The sequence below is a fragment of the Pseudomonas sp. AC532 genome (genome assembly GCF_979258965.1).
This window is the reverse complement of record NZ_OZ409888.1, coordinates 4,221,922-4,246,373: the sequence shown is the minus strand read 5'-3', so window position 1 is coordinate 4,246,373 and position 24,452 is coordinate 4,221,922. Positions and strand designations below refer to the sequence as shown.

At 64.2% G+C, this 24,452-nt stretch carries 23 protein-coding genes and 1 pseudogene; 16 read left to right on the top strand and 8 right to left on the bottom strand.

The features are described from left to right. Positions 1 to 16 precede the first annotated feature (16 nt). The 4 genes from ACZ0AV_RS19730 (at position 17) to ACZ0AV_RS19715 (ending at position 4,861) form a co-directional block, all read left to right on the top strand. Positions 17 to 1,324 carry a nitrate- and nitrite sensing domain-containing protein gene (locus tag ACZ0AV_RS19730; RefSeq protein ID WP_499152595.1) on the top strand — a complete coding sequence of 436 codons (1,308 nt, stop codon included), beginning with the start codon at positions 17 to 19 and terminating at the stop codon, positions 1,322 to 1,324. Positions 1,325 to 1,802: 478 nt separating this feature from the next. After that, positions 1,803 to 3,140 carry a CmpA/NrtA family ABC transporter substrate-binding protein gene (locus ACZ0AV_RS19725; protein ID WP_499152594.1) on the top strand — a complete coding sequence of 446 codons (1,338 nt, stop codon included), beginning with the start codon at positions 1,803 to 1,805 and terminating at the stop codon, positions 3,138 to 3,140. A gap of 13 nt (positions 3,141 to 3,153) precedes the next feature. Then, entirely contained in the window at positions 3,154 to 3,999 is an 846-nt protein-coding gene (ntrB, locus tag ACZ0AV_RS19720; RefSeq protein WP_499152593.1) for a nitrate ABC transporter permease, read from the top strand. Positions 4,000 to 4,009: 10 nt separating this feature from the next. After that, positions 4,010 to 4,861, top strand: a complete 852-nt coding sequence (locus ACZ0AV_RS19715) for an ABC transporter ATP-binding protein (protein WP_499152592.1) — start codon at positions 4,010 to 4,012, stop codon at positions 4,859 to 4,861. A 33-nt stretch (positions 4,862 to 4,894) separates the two neighbouring features. Here the strand turns inward: ACZ0AV_RS19715 and ACZ0AV_RS19710 are convergent, their stop codons facing one another. Together ACZ0AV_RS19710 and dcd are read right to left on the bottom strand one after the other, a co-directional pair. Next, positions 4,895 to 5,122, bottom strand: coding sequence for a hypothetical protein (locus ACZ0AV_RS19710; RefSeq protein WP_499152591.1), 228 nt, complete (start codon positions 5,120 to 5,122; stop codon positions 4,895 to 4,897). Between the two features lie 270 nt (positions 5,123 to 5,392). Then, entirely contained in the window at positions 5,393 to 5,959 is a 567-nt protein-coding gene (dcd, locus tag ACZ0AV_RS19705) for a dCTP deaminase (protein ID WP_070882290.1), read from the bottom strand. 327 nt (positions 5,960 to 6,286) lie between these two features. On the opposite strand from dcd, the gene ACZ0AV_RS19700 reads away from it, so the two are divergent. Further along, positions 6,287 to 6,496, top strand: a complete 210-nt coding sequence (locus ACZ0AV_RS19700) for a cold-shock protein (RefSeq protein ID WP_042555234.1) — start codon at positions 6,287 to 6,289, stop codon at positions 6,494 to 6,496. 116 nt (positions 6,497 to 6,612) lie between these two features. Here the strand turns inward: ACZ0AV_RS19700 and apbC are convergent, their stop codons facing one another. Continuing rightward, on the bottom strand, positions 6,613 to 7,707 hold the full coding sequence (gene apbC, locus ACZ0AV_RS19695; protein ID WP_499152590.1) for an iron-sulfur cluster carrier protein ApbC: 1,095 nt from the start codon (positions 7,705 to 7,707) through the stop codon (positions 6,613 to 6,615). Positions 7,708 to 7,801: 94 nt separating this feature from the next. Continuing rightward, positions 7,802 to 8,494, bottom strand: a complete 693-nt coding sequence (locus tag ACZ0AV_RS19690) for a YiaD family glycine zipper/OmpA-like lipoprotein (protein ID WP_499152589.1) — start codon at positions 8,492 to 8,494, stop codon at positions 7,802 to 7,804. A 165-nt stretch (positions 8,495 to 8,659) separates the two neighbouring features. Here ACZ0AV_RS19690 and metG point away from each other — a divergent pair, with 165 nt between their 5' ends. The 5 genes and pseudogenes from metG to ACZ0AV_RS19665 all read left to right on the top strand — a co-directional run bounded on the left by metG (position 8,660) and on the right by ACZ0AV_RS19665 (position 13,896). Beyond that, positions 8,660 to 10,693, top strand: coding sequence for a methionine--tRNA ligase (gene metG, locus ACZ0AV_RS19685; RefSeq protein WP_499152588.1), 2,034 nt, complete (start codon positions 8,660 to 8,662; stop codon positions 10,691 to 10,693). Between the two features lie 139 nt (positions 10,694 to 10,832). Then, complete coding sequence (locus ACZ0AV_RS19680) at positions 10,833 to 11,633, top strand: DUF4349 domain-containing protein (protein WP_499152587.1); 801 nt, start codon at positions 10,833 to 10,835, stop codon at positions 11,631 to 11,633. A 192-nt stretch (positions 11,634 to 11,825) separates the two neighbouring features. Continuing rightward, positions 11,826 to 12,938 (top strand): annotated as a pseudogene (locus tag ACZ0AV_RS19675) (RnfABCDGE type electron transport complex subunit B); the annotation flags it as partial. A 32-nt stretch (positions 12,939 to 12,970) separates the two neighbouring features. Continuing rightward, on the top strand, positions 12,971 to 13,609 hold the full coding sequence (nth, locus tag ACZ0AV_RS19670; RefSeq protein WP_499152586.1) for an endonuclease III: 639 nt from the start codon (positions 12,971 to 12,973) through the stop codon (positions 13,607 to 13,609). A 107-nt stretch (positions 13,610 to 13,716) separates the two neighbouring features. Further along, positions 13,717 to 13,896 carry a PA3496 family putative envelope integrity protein gene (locus tag ACZ0AV_RS19665; protein ID WP_499152585.1) on the top strand — a complete coding sequence of 60 codons (180 nt, stop codon included), beginning with the start codon at positions 13,717 to 13,719 and terminating at the stop codon, positions 13,894 to 13,896. A 99-nt stretch (positions 13,897 to 13,995) separates the two neighbouring features. Here ACZ0AV_RS19665 and trxB read toward each other — a convergent pair whose 3' ends face one another. Next, a complete protein-coding gene (trxB, locus tag ACZ0AV_RS19660) occupies positions 13,996 to 14,943 on the bottom strand; it encodes a thioredoxin-disulfide reductase (protein WP_499152584.1) in 948 nt (315 codons plus the stop codon). Between the two features lie 238 nt (positions 14,944 to 15,181). Here trxB and cysZ point away from each other — a divergent pair, with 238 nt between their 5' ends. After that, positions 15,182 to 15,949: a sulfate transporter CysZ gene (gene cysZ, locus ACZ0AV_RS19655; RefSeq protein ID WP_499152583.1), complete on the top strand. Its 768-nt coding sequence runs from the start codon at positions 15,182 to 15,184 to the stop codon at positions 15,947 to 15,949. A 39-nt stretch (positions 15,950 to 15,988) separates the two neighbouring features. Continuing rightward, complete coding sequence (locus ACZ0AV_RS19650) at positions 15,989 to 17,206, top strand: glycosyltransferase family 4 protein (RefSeq protein WP_499152582.1); 1,218 nt, start codon at positions 15,989 to 15,991, stop codon at positions 17,204 to 17,206. 39 nt (positions 17,207 to 17,245) lie between these two features. Here ACZ0AV_RS19650 and ACZ0AV_RS19645 read toward each other — a convergent pair whose 3' ends face one another. Both ACZ0AV_RS19645 and ACZ0AV_RS19640 read right to left on the bottom strand, forming a co-directional pair. Beyond that, a complete protein-coding gene (locus tag ACZ0AV_RS19645) occupies positions 17,246 to 17,728 on the bottom strand; it encodes a glutathione peroxidase (protein ID WP_499152581.1) in 483 nt (160 codons plus the stop codon). A gap of 139 nt (positions 17,729 to 17,867) precedes the next feature. Beyond that, positions 17,868 to 18,353, bottom strand: coding sequence for an FKBP-type peptidyl-prolyl cis-trans isomerase (locus ACZ0AV_RS19640; RefSeq protein ID WP_499152580.1), 486 nt, complete (start codon positions 18,351 to 18,353; stop codon positions 17,868 to 17,870). Here ACZ0AV_RS19640 and ACZ0AV_RS19635 point away from each other — a divergent pair. From ACZ0AV_RS19635 to yihG, 4 genes are all read left to right on the top strand, one after another. Continuing rightward, positions 18,246 to 18,665: a DUF3565 domain-containing protein gene (locus ACZ0AV_RS19635; RefSeq protein WP_499152579.1), complete on the top strand. Its 420-nt coding sequence runs from the start codon at positions 18,246 to 18,248 to the stop codon at positions 18,663 to 18,665. The genes ACZ0AV_RS19640 and ACZ0AV_RS19635 overlap by 108 nt on opposite strands. After that, positions 18,666 to 19,850, top strand: coding sequence for an acetate kinase (locus ACZ0AV_RS19630; RefSeq protein ID WP_499152578.1), 1,185 nt, complete (start codon positions 18,666 to 18,668; stop codon positions 19,848 to 19,850). A gap of 13 nt (positions 19,851 to 19,863) precedes the next feature. Then, the gene (pta, locus tag ACZ0AV_RS19625) at positions 19,864 to 21,957 is read left to right on the top strand and encodes a phosphate acetyltransferase (RefSeq protein ID WP_499152577.1); all 2,094 of its coding nucleotides are present in this window, start codon (positions 19,864 to 19,866) and stop codon (positions 21,955 to 21,957) included. Between the two features lie 116 nt (positions 21,958 to 22,073). Continuing rightward, positions 22,074 to 22,973 (top strand): 1-acylglycerol-3-phosphate O-acyltransferase, YihG family, encoded by a 900-nt coding sequence (yihG, locus tag ACZ0AV_RS19620; protein WP_499152576.1) that lies wholly within the window; start codon positions 22,074 to 22,076, stop codon positions 22,971 to 22,973. Here yihG and ACZ0AV_RS19615 read toward each other — a convergent pair whose 3' ends face one another. Further along, positions 22,974 to 24,299, bottom strand: a complete 1,326-nt coding sequence (locus ACZ0AV_RS19615; RefSeq protein WP_499152575.1) for a diguanylate cyclase domain-containing protein — start codon at positions 24,297 to 24,299, stop codon at positions 22,974 to 22,976. Positions 24,300 to 24,452: the final 153 nt, after the last annotated feature.

Genomic DNA, 24,452 nt, shown 5'->3' with positions numbered 1-24,452 from the left:
CTGAAAGACTGCCGCCATGCCTGACACCACCATGCCCGCCGCCCTGCGTTTCATGCTCGCCGCCCGCCGCTGTGAGCTGCAGGGCCTGGAAAGCCTGTCCTTCACCTGCCAACTGGTCACCCACGTGAGTCAACTGGTGCATCAGCTGCAGAAAGAACGGGGCTATTCCAATATTTATCTGGGCAATCAGTCGAGCCATTACCTGCACCAACTTGATGCACACAGCGCCGAGTCAGCCGCCGTCGAGCAGCAGGTGCACGCCTGCTTCATGGCCATGGACACCGCGCAAGTCAATACCGCGGATCGCGCCCGCCTGTTCAACCGCATCGCCTATGTACTGCATGGCCTCGACGAGTTGCCCGGCCTGCGCCGTCGCATCCGTGAACTGGAACCTGCTCCGCGCCAGGCCACGCAAGCCTTCACCCGGCTGATCGGTGGGTTGCTGGCGGTGGTATTCGAAGCGGCCGATACCGCCGTCGATCCAGGCATCACCCGGCTGCTGGTGGCGATGTTCAACTTCATGCAGGGCAAGGAGCTGGCCGGCCAGGAGCGCGCCGCCGGCGTCGAAGGGTTCTCGCGCGGGTATTTCGATGCCGAGCTGCACGAACGCCTGCAGCATCTTGAAGAGGGCCAGGAGCGCTGCTTCGAAGTGTTCAGCGAGTTTGCCGACGCCGAGGCTGTGGCGCTGTGGCAGCAGATCCAGGGGGGCGATACCGTCGCCCAGGTGATCAGCCTGCGTGGTGTGGCCAAACGCACGTCGGCGAATGCCACGGTGGACCCGAGCCTTTGCGAGGTGTGGTTCGAGCTCAATACCCGACGCATCGATGCCATGAAGGATGTCGAGAACCATCTCGCCAATCGCCTGCTGGCGCATTGTCGCAGCAGCATCGCCGAAGCCCACGCCGACCTCGACAACCACCGCACACTGCTCAAGCGTCTGGCACAGATGGACGTCGGCAGCGACCAGGCCCTGCTGTTCAGCGTGCACAGCAGCACCCTGGACAGCGCGCCACAGGACTCGGTAGGCAACCACCTGGCGCGCTCGGTGCTCGACCTGCTGCACGAGCAGAACCAGCGCCTGCAGCGGGTCAGCGATGAGCTCAAGGAAACCCGTGAGACCCTCAACGAGCGCAAGCTGATCGAGCGCGCCAAGAAGCTGCTGATGAACGACTATCGACTCAGCGAAGAAGACGCCTATGCCCGCCTGCGCCAGTCCGCCATGGAGCGCAGCATGCGCCTGGTCGATGTCGCGCAGAGCCTGCTCGCGTTTGCCGCGCGCAAGGCACAGGACGCCCCGCGCGCCCACGGGAACAAGCGTACCTGAGCGGCACGCGCCCCGGCTTTGCTGATCACGGTGATCGACCGCAGGCCAGGACCTGCCCCGGCGCGCCCCCACTATGCATAGCACTGCGCCAACGGCGGTCCGGCTGCGGGCCCGGCGATGTGCGAGCCTGCGACCATTCATGCACCTGCTCCGCGCACACCGGCCCATCGACGCCCTGCTGCTGTGCGGTGGCGGCACTGGCGACGGGCGAGCGGGTTATTTTCGCAATCCGCTGATACAGACTGAAAAGCGTTGCCACTCAAGCAGTTAACCTTCCTGGTCAGGCACGCAGGGCAGCGCCGCAGCTCCGCCACGCCATGCACTGACAGTGCTGGCATGCAACCTGCTATGACCCTGTCAGGGAGGCAGGCCCTGCCCCTTCACAATCCGAACTGGACAACGGCGTCCACCCTCGTCGCAGCCCGAGCTGCCGCGAGAGTGGGCGCCGTTTTTTTATGCGCGCCTTTGGGGAAACGATATGGACGACACGCCACGTACACTGCAGAGCCACGACGACAGCGCTGATCAGCCGCGCCGTACTTTCCTCAAGCAGTCCATGGGCCTGCTCGGCGGCAGCGCATTGATGAGCCTGCTGCCGGCAGGCCTGAGCAGCGCAGTATGGGCTGCCGGCACCGACGGTCTGGAGACCACCACCGCCAAGCTCGGCTTCATCGCCCTCACCGATGCCGCCCCGCTGTTCGTGGCCGAAGAGCTGGGCCTGTTCGCCAAACACGGCATGACCGGCGTGGAAGTGCTCAAGCAATCGTCCTGGGGCACCACTCGCGACAACCTCGTGCTGGGTTCCGGCAGTGGCGGCATCGACGGCGCCCATATTCTCACGCCAATGCCCTACCTGATGGCGGCCGGCAGGATCACCACCAACAACACGCCGCTGCCGATGGTTCTGCTGGCGCGCCTGAACCTCAACGGCCAAGGCATTTCGATCAGCAAGGAATACCAGGACCTCAAGCTCGGCACGGACGCCAGTGCCTTCAAGCAGGCGGTCGCCGCAAAACAGGCCAAGGGCCAGAAGATAGCCGCAGCCATGACCTTTCCCGGCGGTACCCACGACCTGTGGCTGCGCTACTGGATGGCGGCCGGTGGCATCGAGCCCAATAAGGACCTGCCGACCGTGGTGATCCCGCCACCGCAAATGGTCGCCAACATGAAGGTCGGCAGCATGGATGCCTTCTGCGTGGGCGAGCCCTGGAACGCGCAACTGGTCAACCAGGACATCGGCTACAGCGCGCTGACCACCGGCGAGCTGTGGGCCAACCACCCTGAAAAAGCCCTGTCGCTGCGCGCCGACTACGTAGCCGCCAACCCCAACGCCACCCGCGCACTGCTCAAGGCGGTGATGGAAGCGCAGATGTTCTGCGACGCGGCGGCAAACAAGGAGAAAGTGGCCGAAATCTGTGCCAAGCGCCGCTGGATCGGCGCGCCTGCCAAGGACCTGCTGGCGCGTCTGCAGGGCAATATCGATTACGGCAACGGCCGCGTGGTGGAAAATAGCCCGCATGTGATGCGCTTCTGGAGCGAATTCGCCTCCTACCCGTTCCAGAGCCACGACCTGTGGTTCCTCACCGAAAACAAACGCTGGGGTTACCTGCCGAAGGATTTCGACAGCCAGGCGCTGATCGACACCGTCAACCGCGAGGACATCTGGCGCCAGGCGGCGGCCGAGCTGGGGGTGCCCGCCGAACAGATTCCGCAGGGCAAATCCCGCGGCATCGAGACCTTCTTCGACGGCAAGACCTTCGATCCACAGAACCCGCAAGCCTATCTCGACAGCCTGACGATTTCGTCCCTGGCCTAACCGGAGAAACGCCATGAATGCGCCCGTCAAACCGCTTGCCGTGCCGGCCGGCATCCTCGCTCCGAGCTGGCTGAAGCGGCTATCTACCACGCTGATGCAATCGGTGCTGCCACCCCTGGTGATCACCGCCGCGCTGATGCTCATCTGGCAACTGCTGTGCAGCGGCGCCAACGCCGCACTGCCACCGCCCACCCAAGTCATCGAAGACACCTGGGAGCTGATCATCAATCCGTTCTATGACAATGGCGGCACCGACGTCGGCATGGCCTGGCAGCTGCTCGCCAGCCTGGAGCGCGTAGCGTATGGCTATGCCCTCGCAGTGGTGGTGGGGGTGGCTCTCGGCGTGCTGGTCGGCCAGTCGACCTGGGCAATGCGCGGCCTCGACCCGCTGTTCCAGATCCTGCGTACCGTACCGCCGCTGGCCTGGCTGCCGCTGTCGCTGGCCGGCTTCAAGGACAGCCACCCTTCGGCGCTGTTCGTGATCTTCATCACCGCGATCTGGCCAATCATCATCAATACCTCGGTGGGCATCCGCAATATCCCCGAGGACTACCGCAACGTCGCCAAGGTACTGCGCCTCAACGGCGTGGAGTACTTCCACAAGATCATGCTGCCGGCCGCGGCGCCATACATCTTCTCCGGCCTGCGCATTGGCGTCGGCCTGTCGTGGTTGGCAATCATCGCCGCAGAGATGCTGATCGGTGGCGTGGGCATCGGCTTCTTCATCTGGGATGCATGGAACGCCTCGCGCATCAGCGACATCATTCTCGCCCTGGTCTACGTCGGCGTGGTCGGTTTCATACTCGACCGCCTGGTGCTGTTCGTCGGCAATCGCATCACCCGTGGCACATCGGCCTGAGGAGACAGACATGAGCAAGCATTACCTGAGCATCGAAAACGTGGAAAAGTACTTCGAGCGTGACGGCGTCAGCTCCCACGTCCTGAATCAGATCAATCTCAACGTCGAGCGTGGCGAGTACATTTCGATCATCGGCCACTCCGGTTGCGGCAAGTCGACGGTGCTGAACATCGTCGCCGGCCTGACCGATTCGAGCAGCGGCGCGGTGATCCTCGACGGCCGCGAAGTCCGCGGTCCCGGCCCGGATCGCAGCCTGGTGTTCCAGAACCATTCGCTGCTGCCCTGGCTGACCGTGCAGGAGAATGTCGCCCTGGCCGTGGACAAAGTGTTCAAACGCACCAAGAGCAGGGCCGAGCGCCGCGAATGGACGCTGCACCATCTGGAGCTGGTGAGCATGGGCCACGCCCTGCACAAGCGACCCAGTGAAATTTCCGGCGGCATGAAACAGCGCGTCGGCATCGCCCGTGCGCTGGCCATGGAACCCAAGGTGCTCTTGCTCGACGAACCCTTCGGTGCCCTCGACGCCCTGACCCGCGCCCACCTGCAGGACGAGGTGATGCGCATCCAGAGCGAACTGCACAACACGGTGATGATGATTACTCACGATGTGGACGAAGCCGTGCTGCTGTCCGACCGCATCGTGATGATGACCAATGGCCCGTCCGCGACCATCGGCGAGATCCTCACCATCGATTTGCCGCGCCCCCGTGACCGTATCGCCCTGGCAGATGACCCGCGCTACAACCATTACCGGCATGCGGTGCTGAGCTTCCTGCATGAGAAACAGCGCAAGATCGAGCCGCTGGGTGCACGCCGTAGCGCAGCAGCGCAGGCGGCCGACAAGCAGCGCGCTCGCGCCTGAAGCCTTGCGGAGCAAGCAGGGAGCGCCTCGTCGTCAGTCGCGGGCAATGCCCGTGATGGTGATACCGAAGCGCTCTTCCAGGCGCACCGCGGGCGTCTGCTCTTCACGCGGCTGCTCCTTGGGTTCCAGTTTCTCCAGGTTTTCTTCAGCCCACTCCAAAAGCCAGGTCGCCGCCTCTTCCACACTCGGCTTTTCGTTCGACTCGACCTTCAGAACCTCGGCCGCCTCGTTTCGGCTGTACGTGATAATCCATTGACTCATCGTGGTTGTGTCTCCAGCGGATGGCTAGGGGTCGACACGCGTACCGGCGTGCCGTGGCTAATCATGTAGACCTGCCGGCCCCGAACAGTTCGCCCTATAAATCCAAGGGAACTTCACCTCGCCTCGCCACTCAGAAACCGTGCATCGATTGATTTCTCCGGGCGCTGAAGGCGCCCATTTTTTTGTCTGCGATTTGCCTCGGCATGCGCATCACGGGCACAAAAAAGCCGGGAATCCCCGGCTCCTTTCAATCGAACTCGACGCGCCCTGTCAGGCCCTCGGCAAGGTCACGCCGCGCTGGCCCTGGTACTTGCCGCCGCGATCCTTGTACGAGACCTCGCAGGCCTCGTCAGACTCGAGGAACAGCATCTGCGCGACGCCTTCGTTGGCGTAGATCTTGGCCGGCAGCGTGGTGGTGTTGGAGAACTCCAGCGTCACGTGGCCTTCCCATTCCGGCTCCAGCGGCGTGACGTTGACGATAATGCCGCAGCGCGCGTAGGTGCTCTTGCCCAGGCAGATGGTCAGCACGTTGCGCGGAATGCGGAAGAATTCCACGGTGCGCGCCAGGGCGAACGAGTTCGGCGGGATGATGCAGACGTCGCTTTTGACGTCGACGAAGCTTTTTTCGTCAAAATTCTTCGGGTCGACGGTGGCCGAGTTGATATTGGTGAACACCTTGAATTCGTCGGCACAGCGCACGTCGTAGCCGTAGCTCGACACCCCGTAGGAGATCAGTTGCTGACCGCCTTCGTTGCGCACCTGGCGCTCAACGAACGGCTCGATCATGCCGTGTTCCTGGGCCATGCGGCGAATCCACTTGTCTGATTTGATGCTCATGGCAGGGCGTCCTGAAGGTCTGTACGGTGAAAAAGTGAAGGCATCTTACCGGGCCGGGCGGTCCGGTTCAAAGCCTCTCGACAAGGGCCTTCGGGCAAGGCTGCGACGACAAGAATGCAAGGAAATCGCAGAAAGACTTACAGACCATTCGCACTTAGCGAGAAAAGCGGGTATGGTGATCCCACTGTGCTGCATGTGTCACCGCGAATCGCTACATGATGCCTAGATTTCGATCCAAACATCGTCCGACTCCTAGTACTCGTTGCACTCAGTCCCGGCCTGGTTTTATCCAGGGCTGTTAATTATTTAGATATTAGGAGACATCACATGTCCAATCGTCAGAATGGCACCGTTAAGTGGTTCAACGATGAGAAAGGCTACGGCTTCATCACTCCGCAATCCGGTGACGACCTGTTCGTACACTTCAAAGCTATCCAGAGCGATGGCTTCAAGAGCCTGAAAGAAGGCCAGCAAGTTTCCTTCGTGGCCACTCGTGGTCAGAAAGGCATGCAAGCTGAGGAAGTTCAGGTTATCTAACCTGCTCTTTCTATAAAAAACCCCGCTTCGGCGGGGTTTTTTTATGCCTGCGATTCCTGGCAAACAGCTTATTCGGCGGTGCGCCTGCCCTGGGCTGGGCAGGCGCACCACCACGATCAATCGTCGGCGATGACGATCGTCGGCATGACCTGCGCAGCCGCTGCGCTGGAGGCGATGCGTGCGCCAACCTGGCGAGCCACCTGCTGATAGAGCATGGCGATCTGGCTTTCAGGATCGGCGATGGTGGTCGGCCTGCCACCGTCCGCCTGCACGCGAATCGCCATCGACAGCGGCATGGAGGCCAGCAGGTCGACACCGAACTGGGCGGCCAGCTTCTCGCCGCCGCCCTCACCAAACAGGTGCTCGGCGTGGCCGCAGCTGGAGCAGATGTGCACGGCCATGTTCTCCACCACACCCAGTACCGGAATGTTCACCTTGCGGAACATCTCCACGCCTTTCCTGGCATCCAGCAACGCCAGGTCTTGCGGCGTGGTGACGATGACCGCGCCAGCCACTGGTACCTTCTGTGCCAGGGTCAGGTGGATATCGCCGGTGCCGGGCGGCATGTCGATCACCAGGTAATCGAGATCATCCCAGGCGGTTTGCGTGACCAGCTGCAGCAGCGCCCCGGAAACCATCGGGCCACGCCATACCACCGGCGTGTTGTCGTCGGTCAGAAAGGCCATCGACATCACCTGCACACCGTGGGCCTCAAGCGGCACGAACCACTTTTGCTCACGTACCTGGGGCCGCGTGCCTTCAGGGATGCCGAACATGATGCCCTGGCTGGGGCCATAGATGTCTGCATCGAGAATGCCGACCCGAGCCCCTTCGCGGGCCAGCGCCAGCGCCAGGTTGGCAGCGGTGGTCGACTTGCCCACGCCGCCTTTGCCGGATGCCACGGCAATCACGTTCTTGACGTTGGCCAGGGCCGGCACTTGCGCCTGAGCCTTGTGCGCGACGATCACGCAGTTCACTTCTACACTGGCGCTGCGCACGCCTTCGAGGCGCTCGATGGCCAGTTGCAGCAGTTGAGCCCAGCCCTGCTTGAACAGGCCTGCGGCGTAGCCGAGCTCCAGCTTCACGCTGACCTGGCCGTCCTGCACGTCGATGCTCCGCACGCAGCCTGCGCTGAGCGGATCCTGATCGAGGTGGGGGTCGGTGTACTGGCGCAATACGGCTTCGACCGCAGCGCGGATATCAGCGCTCATGCTTGGCTCCGGAGATGGCAGGAAAGGCGCCTATCCTACCCGAGCTGCCGGGCTGATGCAGACTGGCGGCCACATGGGCCGCCAGCAGGCAGGATCACTGCACGGGCTGGCCGGGCAGCGGCTTGAGATTGACTTCCACACGACGATTCTGCGCACGCCCCTCGGCCGTGGCGTTGTCGGCGATCGGCTGATCCGGACCGGCACCGCGGCTCGACAGGCGCGTGCCATCGATGCCCTGAGCGGTCAGGTAGCTTGTCACGCTTTGCGCACGACGCTGCGACAGCGCCATGTTGTGCTGGCGGGAACCGGTGCTGTCGGTGTACCCGACGATCTCGATGCTGTTGTTCTGGAACTGCTTGAACGAGGTCGCCAGGTTATTCAGCGGTGCATAGAAGCTGGAGGCGATCTCGGCAGAGTCGGTAGCAAAGGTGATGTTGCCCGGCATGATCAACTTGATGTCGTCGCCCTGGCGCTGCACCTCCACGCCGGTGCCTTCCATGCTGCGGCGCAGCTCGGCTTCCTGGCGATCGGCGTAATAGCCGTAACCGGCGCCTGCCGCACCGGCGAGCACCGCGCCGATGGCAGCACCCTTGCCGCGGTCGTCATGGTTGACCGCCGCGCCGACCGCCGCGCCGGCCAGGGCCGCCAGGCCGCCGTAGGTCGCGGTGCGGTGGCCACCACCACTGGCCGCACCGCCGCCAGCGTTGTCATAAGGATTGCTCGAGGCACAGCCAACCAAAACGGCCAGGGCGGTGGCACAGGCAAGCGGACGCAGAACTGCAGGCATGGTTGATCTCCTTGCTGGGAGCGGAAGGTCCCCTTTGGAACCTGCCTGCGCCGCTAAATTCCAGTCGAAGCCAGGGCTATTTGCCGGGTCGCTGCCCAGGCTGGCCGGAACGCGCTCGCTTACTTTATAGTGACCGACCTCCCTCCACCCGATGACAGCCTGACAATGTCCCAAGCTCGCCAGATTCTCGTTACCAGCGCCCTGCCCTACGCCAACGGTTCGATCCACCTTGGCCACATGCTCGAGTACATCCAGACCGACATGTGGGTGCGTTTCCAGAAGCTGCGCGGCAACCAGTGCATCTACGTGTGCGCCGACGACGCCCATGGCTCGGCGATCATGCTGCGCGCGGAGAAGGAAGGCATCACCCCCGAACAACTGATCGACGGCGTGAAGGCCGAGCACAGCGGCGACTTCGCCGACTTCCTGGTGGATTTCGACAACTTCCACTCCACCCACTCGGCGGAAAACCGCGAGCTGTCGGAGTCGATCTACAAGGCGCTGCGCGACAACGGCCACATCGCCACTCGCTCGGTCACCCAGTACTTCGACCCGGAAAAAGGCATGTTCCTGGCTGATCGTTTCATCAAGGGCACCTGCCCGAAGTGCGCGACGCCGGACCAGTACGGTGACAACTGCGAGAAGTGCGGCGCCACCTACGAGCCCACCGAACTCAAGGACCCGCGCTCGGCAATCTCCGGCGCCGTGCCGGTGCTCAAGGATTCCAAGCACTTCTTTTTCAGGCTGCCGCAGTTCCAGGACATGCTCCAGCAGTGGACCCGCAGCGGCACCCTGCAGGAGTCGGTGGCCAACAAGCTCGCCGAGTGGCTCGACGGCGGCCTGCACGAATGGGACATCAGCCGTGATGCGCCCTACTTCGGCTTCGAGATCCCTGACGAGCCGGGCAAGTACTTCTACGTCTGGCTGGATGCGCCGATCGGCTACATGGCCAGCTTCAAGAACCTCTGCGCGCGACGCCCGGAGCTGGATTTCGATGCATTCTGGAACAAGGACTCCAGCGCCGAGGTGTACCACTTCATCGGCAAGGACATCGTCAACTTCCACGCTCTGTTCTGGCCGGCCATGCTCGAAGGCGCCGGCTACCGCAAGCCGACCGCCATCAACGTGCACGGCTACCTGACGGTCAACGGCCAGAAGATGTCCAAGTCGCGCGGCACCTTCATCAAGGCGCGCACCTACCTGGATCACCTGAACCCCGAATACCTGCGTTACTACTACGCTGCCAAGCTCGGCCGTGGCGTCGATGACCTCGATCTGAACCTCGAGGACTTCATCCAGAAGGTCAACTCGGACCTGGTCGGCAAGGTGGTCAACATCGCCAGCCGCTGCGCCGGCTTCATCCACAAAGGCAACGCCGGCGTGCTGGTTGCCGCCAACCCGGAGCCCGAGCTGTGGAACGCCTTCCAGAGCGCCGCGCCGAGCATCGCCGAGGCCTACGAGAGCCGCGATTTCGCCCGTGCCATGCGTGAGATCATGGCCCTGGCCGACCGCGCCAACGCCTGGATCGCCGACAAGGCGCCGTGGTCGCTGGCCAAGCAGGAGGGCAAGGCCGACGAGGTGCAAGCGATCTGCGCCCTGGGCGTGAACCTGTTCCGTCAGTTGGTGATCTTCCTCAAGCCGGTATTGCCGAAACTGGCCAGCGACGCCGAGGCCTTCCTCAACGTTGCACCGCTGACCTGGAGCGACCTCGCTACACCGTTGACAGGCCATCAGCTCAACCCCTTCACTGCGCTGCTCAGCCGTATCGAACCGGCCAAGGTTGACGCCATGATCGAAGCCTCCAAGGAAGACCTGGCCGCCACCGAAGCCTCCACGGGCAATGGCGAGCTGAAGAAAGACCCGCTGGCCGCCGAGATCGCCTTCGACGCCTTCGCAGCGGTCGACCTGCGTATCGCGCTGATCGAGAAATGCGAGTTCGTGGAAGGTGCCGACAAGCTACTGCGCCTGACCCTGGACATTGGCGACGAGAAGCGCAACGTGTTTTCCGGCATCAAGAGCGCCTACCCGGACCCGAGCAAGCTCGAAGGCCGCCTGACCCTGTACGTGGCCAACCTGGCGGCACGCAAGATGAAGTTCGGCGTGTCGGAAGGCATGGTCCTGGCCGCAGGTCCTGGTGGTGAGGAAATCTACCTGCTCAGCCCGGACAGCGGCGCCAAGCCGGGCCAACGGGTCAAGTAACAGCCGCCCCGACGCTTTCCGGCGTCGGGGTGATAGCACTTGCAGGATGAACCGGCGCATTCGACATCGGACGCCGGCGCCCTGATGCCGCCACGGAAAGCACCGGGCAACTATCGCCAAATTCTCTCGAGGTACACGGATGTTTCTCAGCCGCCCCCCGCTGCTCACCCTCTTTGCCTTCCTGTTGATGCTTGGCGGCTGTTCGCCATCCGGTGACAGCCGTTCGCCCGCGGGGGCCGCGTTGCTGGGTGAAACCGCGCAGCAGGGCGCGTTTCTGGCCTACGAACACAGCGTCGGCATTCGCTTGCCGCTCGAGCAGGTCGAAGCGCGCCTGGCGGCCGTGCGTGAAGCGTGCAGCAGCCAGCGTTTCGGCCAGTGCGACCTGCTGGCCATCGAGCAGAGCCAGGGCAATTACCAGGCCGCCAGCATCACCGTGCGCATCGCGCCGGCGGGCGTCGAACCGCTGGTCGGTTTCGCGGGCGAAGGTGGCGAACTGCAAAGCCGTCACACCCGCGCCGAGGACCTCGCCCAGGCCGTGAGCGATACCGAACAGCAACGCCAGCGCCTGCAGCGCCAACAGCAAACCTTGCTGCAGTACCAGGCTCGCAACGACCTGAGCGTCAGCGACATGCTCGCCCTGGCGCGCGAACTGGCCGAGGTCGAGGTTCAGCTGGCGGGCGCTGCACAGCAGTCGGCCCAGCAGCAACGCCGCCTGACCACCAACCTGCTGACGCTCAGCTTCAGCACCGAGGGTGAGCCGGTCGGGCGCCTGGCGCGCATCGGCGAAGCCGCCACTGGCATGCTCGACAACGCCACCGAGGGCGCCACTGAAGCCCTCAGGCTGCTTGGCTATGGCATTCCGTTCGTGATCATCCTGTTCCCGCTCGCCCTGCTGGTGCGCTGGCTATGGCGCAAGGCCAGCCGTGCCCGCAGCGCCTGAATGAGGTTCGCATGACCGTGCCGCTGTACCGGGCACGGCGCATGCCGGATAATGCAGGGCTACCGTTTCAGCCAGACCCGCTCCACCGATGATCGACTTCCGCAACGTCCACTGCCGGCGCCTGAATGGCCTGACGCTACTCGTCCGCCGCGGCGTGCACCGGCCGTGAGCAGCGCCGTGCGCATTGCCGCCATCGATGCCCTGCTGCCACAGACGCAGTGCGGCAAGTGCGGACACCCGGGCTGCCAACCCTACGCGGAGGGCATCGCTGCCGGTGAGGCGATCAACAAGTGCCCTCCGGGCGGCACCGCCACCATCGCTGCGCTCGCCAACCTGCTGCACGTGCCGGCGCTGCCCCTGGCCTTACCGGAGACACCCGCGCAGATCGCAGTGATCCGCGAGGCCGAGTGCATCGGCTGCACCAAGTGCATTCAGGCGTGCCCGGTGGATGCCATCGTTGGCGCCGCCAAACTGATGCACACCGTGATAACCGACGAATGCACCGGCTGCGAGCTGTGCATCGCGCCCTGCCCGGTGGACTGCATCGACCTGATTCCGCTCGCCGCGCCGCAGGCCACGATCCAGCGTCAGCGCGCCGACCAGTTTCGAGCGCGGCACCAGGCCCGCCTCTCGCGCCTGGCCCGTGACGACGCACGCCGGCGCGCCGCACGCAACGCCACGCTCGCGCCGCCCAGCGCTGAAACAGTGGCGGCCGTGCCAACGGCGAACGATCAAGCCGCACGCATCAAGCGTCTGAAAATCGACGCGGCAATGACCAAAGTCGCCTACGAGAAGGTTCGCAAACAGGTGGCCGCATATCCCGACTCCCCCTTTGCCATGCAGCTCGATGCCTTGCAGCGCGCCAGCGAGCTGGCGGCCGCTGCCCTGCATGCTGCGCAGAGCGTGCCTGGAGTGCCTGTAGCCAGCGCAACCACCAGCGCTGAGGGCGCACTGAAGAAAGCCAGGAGCGAAGTCGCCAGCCGCCGTGCCGCGATGCTGTCCGGCGAGCGCCGCGGGGTTGGCGAGGCCATGCTGAGCAGGCTGCGCGCCGACTACGCGGCGGCTCAGCAAGCCCTGCACGACGCCGAGCAGCAGTGCGACAAGCCGGCGCCACAAAAGGTGCTGCTCGACACCGCCGGGCGGGGCGCCGAGCTGCGTCAGCTGAAAACCGACCTGGCCTATGCACGCGCGGCGCTGAGCAAGCTGCAACGCAGTGCAGACGCCGATGAAGCAACGCTCAACGCCGCCCTTGAACGCCTTGCTACCGCCGAACATCGGCTGCAAGCGCACACCAGCGCCACCTAGCGCGCATCGACTACCGTGAAGCCCTGCCGACGATGAACGCCGCAAAACGTCTTGAAATCTTCCGCCGCCTGCACGAAGACAACCCCGAGCCCAAGACCGAGCTGGCCTACAGCACGCCGTTCGAACTGCTGATCGCGGTGATTCTGTCCGCCCAGGCCACCGACGTCGGGGTCAACAAGGCCACTGCCAGGCTCTACCCGGTCGCCAATACACCGCAAGCCATTCTGGCCCTGGGCGTCGAGGGCTTGAGCGAGTACATCAAGACCATCGGCCTGTACAACAGCAAGGCCAGAAACGTCATCGAGACCTGCCGCCTGCTCGTCGAGCAGCACGGCGGCCAGGTGCCGGACAACCGCGAGGCGCTGGAGGCGCTGCCGGGGGTCGGCCGCAAGACCGCCAACGTGGTGCTCAACACGGCCTTTCGTCAGTTGACCATGGCAGTCGATACGCACATTTTCCGGGTCAGCAACCGCACCGGTATCGCCCCGGGCAAGAACGTCGTGGAGGTGGAAAAGAAACTTCTCAAGTTCGTCCCCAGGGACTTTCTGCTCGATGCCCATCACTGGCTGATCCTGCATGGCCGGTATGTATGCCAGGCGCGCAAGCCACGCTGCGGCAGCTGCCGAATCGAAGACCTTTGCGAATACAAGGCCAAGACCTCGGACGATTGAGCGTTCATATACCGACTGTATCGACCGATTGAAAAAATCTTTTTTACTCGCTCCGCGTTTGCCCTTATAAGGTCGGCAAATGGCCCCTGTAGCCGGGAGTGAAGCGCATGAGCAACGGCAAAGAAGACCTGGTACTGGAAGACGACTTCGTCAGTGACGAAACGGACAACAGCGAAGCACCCGTGGAAGTGGCGAAGACCAACCTGACCAAGCGACGCATCATCGACAATTTTCTCGAGGAACGGCGCCTGCACAAACAACTGGCCGAATACGACTTCGACCTGTAAACCGCCCGTTCTGGCAGCACTTGATAAACGGATGCCCGTATCAATGGATACGGGCATCGTCGTTAGGGCACTGGCAACTGCTCAGCAGCAGGTCGCCGCTCACAGGCCATCCAGATAGCGCTCCACGTCGAGCGCTGCCATACAGCCCGCACCAGCGGAAGTGATGGCTTGACGATAAACGCTGTCCGCCACATCGCCTGCCGCGAAAACGCCAGGAACGCTGGTCGCCGTGACGTTGCCGTCACGCCCGCCGTTGACCAGCAGGTAACCGTCCCTGAGCGCCAACTGCCCCTCGAACAAGGCGGTGTTGGGCGTGTGCCCGATGGCCACGAACAGGCCGTCAACCTGCAGGTCACGGATGCCGCCCTGGTTCTCGCGCAACCGCACGCCGGTAACGCCCGAGTCATCGCCCAGGACCTCATCGACTTGCGCGTTCAAAGCCAGCACGATGCGGCCCTCGGCAACCCGAGCCTGCAGCTTGTCCTGGAGAATCTTTTCCGCGCGAAAGCTGTTGCGCCGATGGATCAGCGTCACCCGACTGGCGATGTTGGCCAGATACAGCGCCTCCTCCACCGCCGTGTTGCCGCCTCCGACCACCGCCACCTCACGGTTGCGGTAGAAGAAGCCATCGCAGGTGGCGCAGGCCGATACGCCCCTGCCCATGAACGCCTGTTCGCTGGGCAGCCCCAGGTAGCGGGCGCTTGCGCCGGTGGCGATGATCAGTGAGTCGCAGGTGTATGAAACGCTGTCACCCACCAGCGTGAACGGCCGCGCGGCGAGATCCACCGCCTGGATATGATCGAACAGGATCTCGGTCTCGAAGCGTTCGGCATGGGCCTGCATGCGCTGCATCAGCGCCGGCCCGGTCAGGTCGTGCGGGTCGCCGGGCCAGTTGTCCACCTCGGTGGTGGTGGTCAGCTGACCGCCGGCCTGCAGGCCGGTGATCAGCAGCGGCTTGAGGTTGGCACGGGCGGCATAGACCGCTGCGCTGTAACCGGCGGGGCCGGAACCGAGGATGATCAGCCGGGCGTGGCGTGGCGTAGACATCGCAAACTCCTCACGGCAGGTTGCCGAAGAAAGCGGAGCCGCCAGAGAACTCAAGGTCCGATAGGCGACGCCAAAAAGGGATGCGGCAAGGCTAGGGCACCCCCCTGCCCCGGTGGAAATGCGCTTTGCCAATTCGCCACATAGCCCGTGCCTATGAGCCGGACGCGTGCGCGGCCCTTTCACCACGGCAGCAAAGTGGGTAAGGTCGCGCGACGTTCACTTTCTGGAGACACCCTGCATGCGCGCCCCCGTGCTGTCCGGCCCGCAGTACCTCAGCCAAGGCCTGAAACTGGTCCTGAGCCCTGGCCTGCGCCTGTTCGTGCTGCTGCCCCTGGCGATCAACCTGATCCTGTTCAGCCTGATAATCGGCTTCGCGATTCAGCAGTTCAGCGGCTGGGTCGATACCTTCATGCCCAGCCTGCCGAGCTGGCTGAGCTTCCTGCAGTACATCCTCTGGCCGCTGTTCGTGGTGCTGGTGGTGCTGATGGTGTTCTTCACCTTCACCATGCTGGCCAATATCGTCGCTGCGCCGTTCAACGGTTTTCTCGCCGAGAAGGTCGAGGTGGTGGTGCGCGGTGAAGACAACTTCCCACCGTTCAGCTGGGCCGAGCTGATCGCCATGGTGCCCCGAACCCTCGGGCGCGAAGCGCGCAAGCTGGGCTATTTCCTGCCACGGGCGCTGGGCCTGCTGGTGCTGTCGTTCATTCCGGTGGTCAATCTGATCGCCGCACCGCTGTGGTTGCTATTCGGCGTGTGGATGATGGCCATCCAGTACATCGACTACCCCGCCGACAACAACAAGGTGAGCTGGCAGGACATGCTCGCCTGGCTGCGCGAGAAACGCTGGCAATCGCTGGGCTTTGGCGGCATCACCTATGCAGTCCTGCTGATTCCCTTCGTCAATATCCTGATGATGCCGGCAGCCGTCGCCGGCGCGACGCTGTTCTGGGTGCGCGAAGGTGGTATCAACGATGGCGCGAAGGCTGTCGCAAAAACGCCACACTGATGTCACAAACGCTACATGACGGCAGCCCAGACTGCTGTCATGAGCACTCCCCCGCTATTCATCGCCCTGGTCAGCGAGACCTTCAGCCCGGAAATCAACGGCGTCGCCAACACCCTCGGGCATCTGGTTAACGGCTTGCGTGCCCGCGGCCATCGCCTGCAACTGGTGCGCCCCCGGCAGGCCGTCGACGCTGGCGCGGCCAAGGACGATGATCTGCTACTCACCCGTGGCTGGCCGTTGCCCGGCTACCGCGGCCTGCAATGGGGCCAGTCGGCACGTCACAAGCTGCTGCGCCTGTGGCGCCGGCAACGCCCGGATGTACTCTATATCGCGACCGAAGGGCCTTTGGGGCTTTCTGCGCTGCGTGCCGCGCGTTGCCTGCGCATCCCGGTGATCAGCGGCTTTCACACCAACTTTCAGCAGTACACCGGCCATTACGGCATCACCCTGCTGACACGCCTGCTGACCAACTACCTGCGCTGGTTCCACAACGCCTCACGCATGACCCTGGTGCCCAGCCTCAGCCAGCGCTGCGAGCTGCAGCGCCGCGGGTTCGAGCGCCTGGAGTTGCTCGCCCGCGGCGTCGATGCGCGCCTGTTCAACCCGGCGCGGCGCAGCGACGACCTGCGCCGCAGCTGGGGCCTGGGCGAACACGACATCGCCGTGCTGCACGTCGGCCGCCTGGCACCGGAAAAGAACCTGGACCTGCTGGTCACCACGTTCAAGGCGCTGGAGCAACAGCGTGGGGAACAACGGCTCAGGCTGATCCTGGTCGGTGACGGCCCGCAGCGCGCAAGCCTGCAGCAGCAACTGCCCGACGCCATCTTCTGCGGTATTCAGCGTGGCGAAGCCCTGGCGGAACACTATGCCAGTGGCGACCTGTTCATCTTTCCAAGTCGCTCGGAGACCTTCGGCAACGTGCTGCTCGAAGCCATGGCCGCGGGGCTCGGTGTGGTCGCCTTCGATCAGGCGGCCGCCGCCCAGCACGTCGAGCACGGACACAGCGGCATGCTCGCCAGCCCGGACGACGAGCATGGCTTCATCGAGGCGGCGCGCTGGTTGCTCGAGGACCGCGAGCACCTACGCTGCGTGCGCCTGAACGCCCGCCAGCATGCTGCGCGGCAAAGCTGGGCGGTGATTGTCGAGCAGTTCGAGCGTCACCTGCACGGCGCCCTGCCTGGCAGTACCAGGCCGCTGGTTGAGCTGGCGCCGCCGCTGACGGTCGAAGCCAAGCAGGCACCTCGCGCGCGGGGATAAGCAGCGCGAGGGCGGCCGCCAGCCAGGCGGCCGTGGCGATCAGGCCAGGGCTTTCTCGATGGCCTGGATCAGCGCAGGATCATCCGGCGCGGTACGTGGCGAAAAACGCGCCAGCACGCGGCCATCCTGGCCGACCAGAAACTTTTCGAAGTTCCAGGTGATGTCGCCCGGAAACTCCGCGCCCTCGCCCGCGAGCAGACGATACAGTGGATGACGGGCGCTGCCGTTGACCTCCAGCTTGCTGCTCAGCGGAAAGCTCACGCCATAATTGAGGCTACAGAACTGGGCGATGGCCGCTTCGCTGTCAGGCTCCTGCCCGGCGAACTGGTTGCAGGGCACCCCAAGCACGCTGAAACCCTGTGCCGCATAAGCCTGCTGCAAGCGCTCCAGCCCTGCATATTGCGGCGTCAACCCGCATTTTGAAGCGACATTGACCACCAGCACGACCTTGCCCTTGAGCGGAGCCAGCGGCAGCTCCTCGCCGTCCAGTGCATGCAGTGTCAAGTCGTGAAAGGCGCTCATGGTGTGCTCCGGGCAACGCAGAAAACGGCTGAAAAGAGACAAGAAAGGCGCCTGAAAAGGCGCCCTTTCTGGTGACTGCAGCTTAGCAGCCAGGGGTGACCAGCGGCCAGCAGCGCAGGATCGGCTGCCGACATACGGATCAGTGGTGATGACCACCTTCGCCATGCACGTGACCGTGGGCAACTTCTTCGGCGCTGGCATCGCGCACGTCGACAACCTTGACCGCGAACGTCAGGCGCTGGCCGGCCAACGGGTGGTTGCCATCGACGATCACGTCGTCGCCTTCCAGCTCGCGGATGGTGACGATCTGCATGCCGCCGTCCGGACCGGAGGCATGAAACTGCATGCCGACTTCCAGCTCGTCGACGCCTTCGAACATCGAGCGGTTCAGGGTAGCGACCAGTTCGGCGCTGTATTCGCCGTAAGCTTCTTCCGGCTCGACCGATACGTTGACTTCGTCACCGGCCTGCTTGCCGACCAGCGCCTTCTCCAGACCGACGATGATATTGCCAGCGCCGTGCAGGTAAACCAGCGGCGCGCCGCCAGCGGAACTATCGATCACCTCACCGGCATCGTTGGTCAGGGTATAGTCGATGGAAACGGCCTTGTTGGCGGCGATCTGCATGGGGCGAACCTTTTGCTCGAGGAAAATGAACGTGAGAGTGTAACCAAGGGAGCCTGCGAAAGCGACCCAAGCCCTGACGGGCGGGCCGTACCGGGCGCTACGCTGGTCGCTTTTGAGCAAGATCATGACGGCCACTGGGTGGCTGTCTTATCTTGTGGTCATACTCAACACCTGCGCCACCAACCGCCCTGGCAGAATCGCGCCTGGGTGCTCGATGCCAGGCAGCGACACGCCCATATCGGCACCCGTTTCGCCTGCGGCTGGTGCACCGCCGCTCAATCCGAACAGCCTACCGACGCAAAGGACCTTTGAATGCCCGCACGCAATATTCTGGTGATCAACTGCGGCAGCTCATCCATCAAGTTCGCTCTGGTCGACCCTGACCAGAGCGAGTTCGCCATCAGCGGGCTGGCCGAGCGACTTGGCAGCGCAGACGCGGCCTTGATCTGGCAGCGAGACGGCATCAAGCACACCCAGGCGATCCCCGGGGATGGCCACCGCGCAGCGCTCGTTCACCTGCTGCAGCGGGTGCAGGAAACCACCGGTGGCCAGTTGCATGGCATCGGCCATCGGGTGGTGCATGGCGGCGAGCATTTCACCAGCGCTCAGCGCCTGGATGAGCTGGTGATCGCCGCGATTCGTGATGTTGCGCCCCTGGCGCCGCTGCACAACCCGGCGGGCCTGCTGGGCATCGAGGCAGCCCTGGCCTTGTACCCGCAGTTGCCCCAGGTGGCGGTCTTCGACACCGCCTTTCACCAGAGCCTGCCGGAACACGCCTTTCGCTATGCGGTGCCGGAAGCGCTATACCGCGATCACGGTGTGCGCCGCTATGGCTTCCATGGCACCAGCCACCGCTTCGTCAGTGCCCGTGCCGCGGCGCTTACCGACCTGCCGGTCGAGGCCAGCGCCTGGTTGATCGCCCACCTGGGCAACGGTTGCTCGACCTGCGCGGTGGTCGATGGCCAGAGCCGCGACACCAGCATGGGGCTGACGCCGCTGGAGGGCCTGGTGATGGGCACACGCAGTGGCGATGTCGACCCCAACCTGCACAGCCATCTGTCACGCACGTTGGGCTGGAGCCTGGAACAGATCGACCGCATGCTCAACCACGACAGCGGCCTACTCGGTCTCTCCGGCCTGTCCAACGACATGCGCAGCCTGGAGCAGGCGCGCAGCGAAGGCCATGCCGGCGCGACCCTGGCCATCGAGGTATTCTGCTACCGCCTGGCCAAATCCCTGGCGGCCATGAGCTGCGCCCTGCCACGCCTGGACGGGCTGATCTTCACGGGCGGCATCGGCGAAAACTCCCCGCTGATCCGCAGCAAGACGGTCGCTCACCTGGGCCTGCTCGGCCTCAAGCTCGACGAGACGGCCAACGCGCGCTGCCTGCGTGGCGTCAGCGGCCCGATCCACGCACAGCAGCATACGCGGGTGCTGGTGGTACCCACCAACGAGGAACGGCAGATCGCCCTCGACACCCTGGCGCTGCTCGACTGACACGGAGAACCCCATGCACACCTTCTTCATCTCGCCGACCGGCTTTGGCGTCGGCCTCACCTCTATAAGCCTGGGCCTGGTTGGCGCACTGGAGCGGGCAGGCCTCAAGGTCGGTTTCTTCAAGCCCATCGCGCAACCGCATCAGGGCGACGCGGGCCCCGAGCGCTCCAGCGAACTGGTCGCGCGCACCCATGGCCTGCACTCGCCCAAGCCACTGGCGCTCGCTCACGTCGAACGCCGCCTCGGCGACGGCGACCTGGACGAACTGCTCGAGGAAATCATCAGCCTCTACCAGGAGGCTGCCAAGGACAAGGACGTGGTGATCGTCGAAGGCATGGTGCCCACGCGCCAGGCCAGCTACGCCGCGCGGGTCAACTTTCACCTGGCCAAGAGCCTGGATGCCGACGTGATCCTGGTCTCCGCGCCAGAGCAGGAAAGCCTCGGCGAACTGTGCGACCGCGTGGAAATCCAGGCCCAGCAGTTCGGCGGCCCGAAGGACCCCAAGGTACTCGGGGTGATCCTCAACAAGATCCGCAACGACGACGGCCTCGACGCCTTCACCACCCGCCTGCGCGAACAGTCCTCGCTGCTGCGCCACCCGGAGTTCCGCCTGCTCGGCTGTATTCCCTGGCTCGATGAGCTGAACGCACCACGTACCCGCGACATTGCCGAACTGCTTGGCGCCCGCGTGCTCAACGCCGGCGATTACGAACAGCGGCGCATGCTCAAGATCGTGCTCTGTGCCCGCGCGGTGGCCAATACTGTGCAGCTGCTCAAACCCGGCACCCTGGTGGTGACGCCGGGCGACCGCGACGACATCATCCTTGCCGCCAGCCTGGCCGCCATGAACGGCATGCCGCTGGCCGGGCTGCTGCTGTGCAGCGACTTTGCGCCCGATCCGCGGATCATGGAACTGTGCCGGGGCGCGCTGCAAAGCGGCCTGCCGGTGATGACGGTCAGCACCGGCTCCTACGATACCGCCACCAACCTGAATCGCCTCAACAAGGAAATTCCGGTCGACGACAAGGAGCGCGCCGAGAAGGTCGCCGACTTCGTCGCCAGCCACCTCGACCACGACTGGCTTGCCGCACGTTGCGGCAGCCCGCGCGAGCTACGCCTGTCGCCGCCGGCGTTCCGCTATCAACTGGTGCAACAGGCCAAGGCCGCCAACAAGCGCATCGTGCTGCCCGAAGGCGCCGAGCCGCGCACCGTACAGGCGGCGGCGATCTGCCAGGCGCGCGGTATTGCGCGCTGCGTGTTGCTCGCCAAGCCCGACGAAGTGCGCGCCGTGGCTCAGGCCCAGGGCATCGAGCTACCGCCGGGCCTGGAGATTCTCGACCCGGACCTGATCCGTGAGCGCTATGTCGAACCGATGGTCGAGCTGCGCAAGGGCAAGGGTCTGAACGCCCCGATGGCCAGCGCCCAGCTCGAAGACACCGTGGTGCTGGGTACCATGATGCTGGCCCTGGACGAGGTCGACGGCCTGGTGTCCGGCGCCGTGCACACCACCGCCAATACCATCCGCCCGGCGCTGCAGCTAATCAAGACCGCACCTGGCTACAACCTGGTGTCTTCGGTGTTCTTCATGCTGCTGCCGGACCAGGTGCTGGTCTATGGCGACTGTGCGGTGAACCCGGACCCCAACGCCGAGCAATTGGCCGAGATTGCATTGCAGAGCGCCAGCTCGGCCCAGGCGTTCGGCATCCCGCCACGGGTGGCGATGCTGAGTTATTCGACCGGCGATTCCGGCAGCGGCGAAGAAGTGGAAAAGGTGCGTGAAGCCACGCGCCTGGCACGCCTGGCCAACCCGGAGTTGCTGCTCGACGGCCCGCTGCAGTACGACGCCGCCGCCATCGAAAGCGTTGGCCGGCAGAAGGCGCCGAACAGCCCGGTGGCGGGTCGTGCCACGGTGTTCATCTTCCCCGACCTGAACACCGGCAACACCACCTACAAGGCGGTACAACGCAGCGCCGACTGCATCAGCGTCGGCCCGATGCTGCAGGGCCTGCGTAAACCGGTGAACGATCTGTCGCGCGGGGCGCTGGTCGACGACATCGTCTTCACCATCGCCCTCACCGCCATCCAGGCCGCCAACATGAGCCACTGACGGCAAGCCGGCTCGTTCACGCAAGCCGGCTTGCAGTTCCATCGCCAATCGTTAACCTGTGCGCCATCTGCCCGGGTCCCCCAAGACTTCACACCTTGCATGAGGTTCGCACGTCCATGCTGCACTTTCTGCCTGCCCCACTGCTCGGCCTGCTGGGCAGCGCCCTGCTGGCCCTCAACACGCTGTTCTGGTGCTGGCCGCTGTTCGCGGTAACCCTGCTGCGCATCATCCTGCCGTTGCCACTGGTGCGCCGCTGCTGTGACCGGCTGATGACCTTCATCCACGAAGGCTGGATCAGTTGCAACAAAGTATGGATGCAACTGCTCGGCAACACTCGCTGGCACCTCGAAGGTGACCAGGGCTTCGACTATCAGCACTCCTACCTGGTGACCAGCAACCACCAGAGCTGGGTGGACATCCTGGTGCTGCAGTACCTGTTCAACCGACGCATTCGCCCGCTCAAGTTCTTCCTCAAGCAGGAACTGATCTGGGTGCCGGTGATCGGCCTGTGCTGGTGGGCGCTGGGTTTCCCATTCATGAAGCGTTACTCCAGGGAATACCTGGCCCGTCACCCGGAAAAGAAGGGCAAGGACCTGCACACTACCCGGCGTACCTGTGCCAAGTTCCGCGACAACCCGGTGGGTATCTTCAACTTCGTCGAAGGCACGCGCTTCACCCGCGCGAAACACCAGGAGCAGCAATCGCCCTATCGCTACCTGCTCAAGCCTAAAGCCGGCGGCCTGGCCTTCGTGCTCGATGCCATGGGCGAGCAGCTACACGGCATCATCAACGTCACGCTGCATTACCCTCAGGGCAGCCCCGGGTTCTGGGCGCTGCTCAGCGGCCAGCTGGAAGAGGTCGTGGTGGTCATCGAGCAGTTGCCGGTCCCCCCGGCGTTCATCGGCCGCGCTTACGATCAGGACGACAGCTATCGGCTGGCCTTCCAGCAGTGGATCAACGAATGCTGGCAAGCCAAGGACGAGCAACTGGCTCGTTTGCACGAGCAGCATCACTGATCAATTGAGTGGCTGCGTCTCGGCATCATAGAAGCGAAACTGTCGTCGCCCGCCCCGCTTGGCCGCGTACATCGCGGTGTCGGCGGCGCGCAGGACATCCTCGATCGTGCTGCCGTGGGCCGGCAGGCAGGCGATGCCGATGCTTACGCCCAACGTGAAGCGCATGCCCTCGGACTGCTGCTCGCCGGAAACCTGCTCGATCAACTTGTGCGCCACGGAGGCGGCGTCCGCAGTATCGGCAAGGCTGTCGAGAATCACCGTGAATTCGTCGCCGCCAATGCGCGCCAGGCGATCGTAGGGCCGCAGACAGGCCTTGAGCTGCAGGCTGACCCAGCGCAGCACCTGGTCGCCTGCATCGTGGCCCTGGCTATCGTTGATGTGTTTGAAGCCGTCCAGATCGAGAAACAGCAAGGCGGCCTGCTGGCCGGTGCGCTCGTGCCGCGAGAGGGCGGCCTGCAGCTCCTGCAGGAAGCCGCGCCGGTTGAGCAGCCCGGTCAGGGCGTCGGTGATCGCCAGCGACTCCAGTTGCCGGTGAAGATCGCGAACCACCGACATGTCCAGCGCCAGGAGGATCATCGCGTGCTGGTCAGCGGGCAGCGGCGAGCAGGACAACGCCACCGGCACGCTGCGCCCGTCCCGGGTACGCAAATTGGCATCGTGCAGCCGCAGCGTCTCGCCGCGCTGCCAGTGCTGGTGAAAGCTCGACGCCTGCCAGTGCTCTTCGCACGGGGTCTCGACCCAACCGAGCAATTCGCTGCAGGCGAGTTCGTCGCTGGTGCAGCCGAGCATGCGCGCGATCGCCGGGTTGGCGAAGCGGATGCAGCCGTCGGCGCCCACCACCATGATGCCTTCTGCTGTGTTGTCCAGGATCGAGGCGTTGAACGCGCGCTCACGCTCCAATTGCTGACTGAGGCGTAGCAGACTGCTGCGGTACTGCTCGTGCTCGAGCAGCGCGCGTACCTTGTGCAGCAGAATCGCGGGCTGCACCGGCTTGGCGATGAAATCCACCGCGCCGGCGCCGTAGCCCTGGCTCAGCACGTCATCGGTCTGGATCATCCCGGAAATGAAGATGATCGGCGTGAACCGCGTGCGGGGGTCGTCGCGCATGCGCCGCGCCACTTCGAAACCGTCCATACGCGGCATCTGCACGTCGAGCAACACCAGGCCCACCTGCGTTTGCGCGAGGAATTCGAGGGCCTTGGCACCGGAGTCGACACAGTGCACGGGGCGCTCGATCTCCTCCAGCAACTCCTGCATGTCTTCCAGGTTTTCCAGACGGTCATCGACCACCAGAATGCCCAGCGCCTGCTCCTGCTGTTGTCCCACACCTACCTCCTTGTTCATGACTGCGAGCGGGCAAGTATCGGTACGCCAGGGCCGATGGCGCCGCACTGGCTTGATCGCTTTCCATCCAGTCTAGCCACGCCAGGCGACATAGCCATGTCGCGCCGACGCAATCGAAGGCAAGAAAAACCCCGC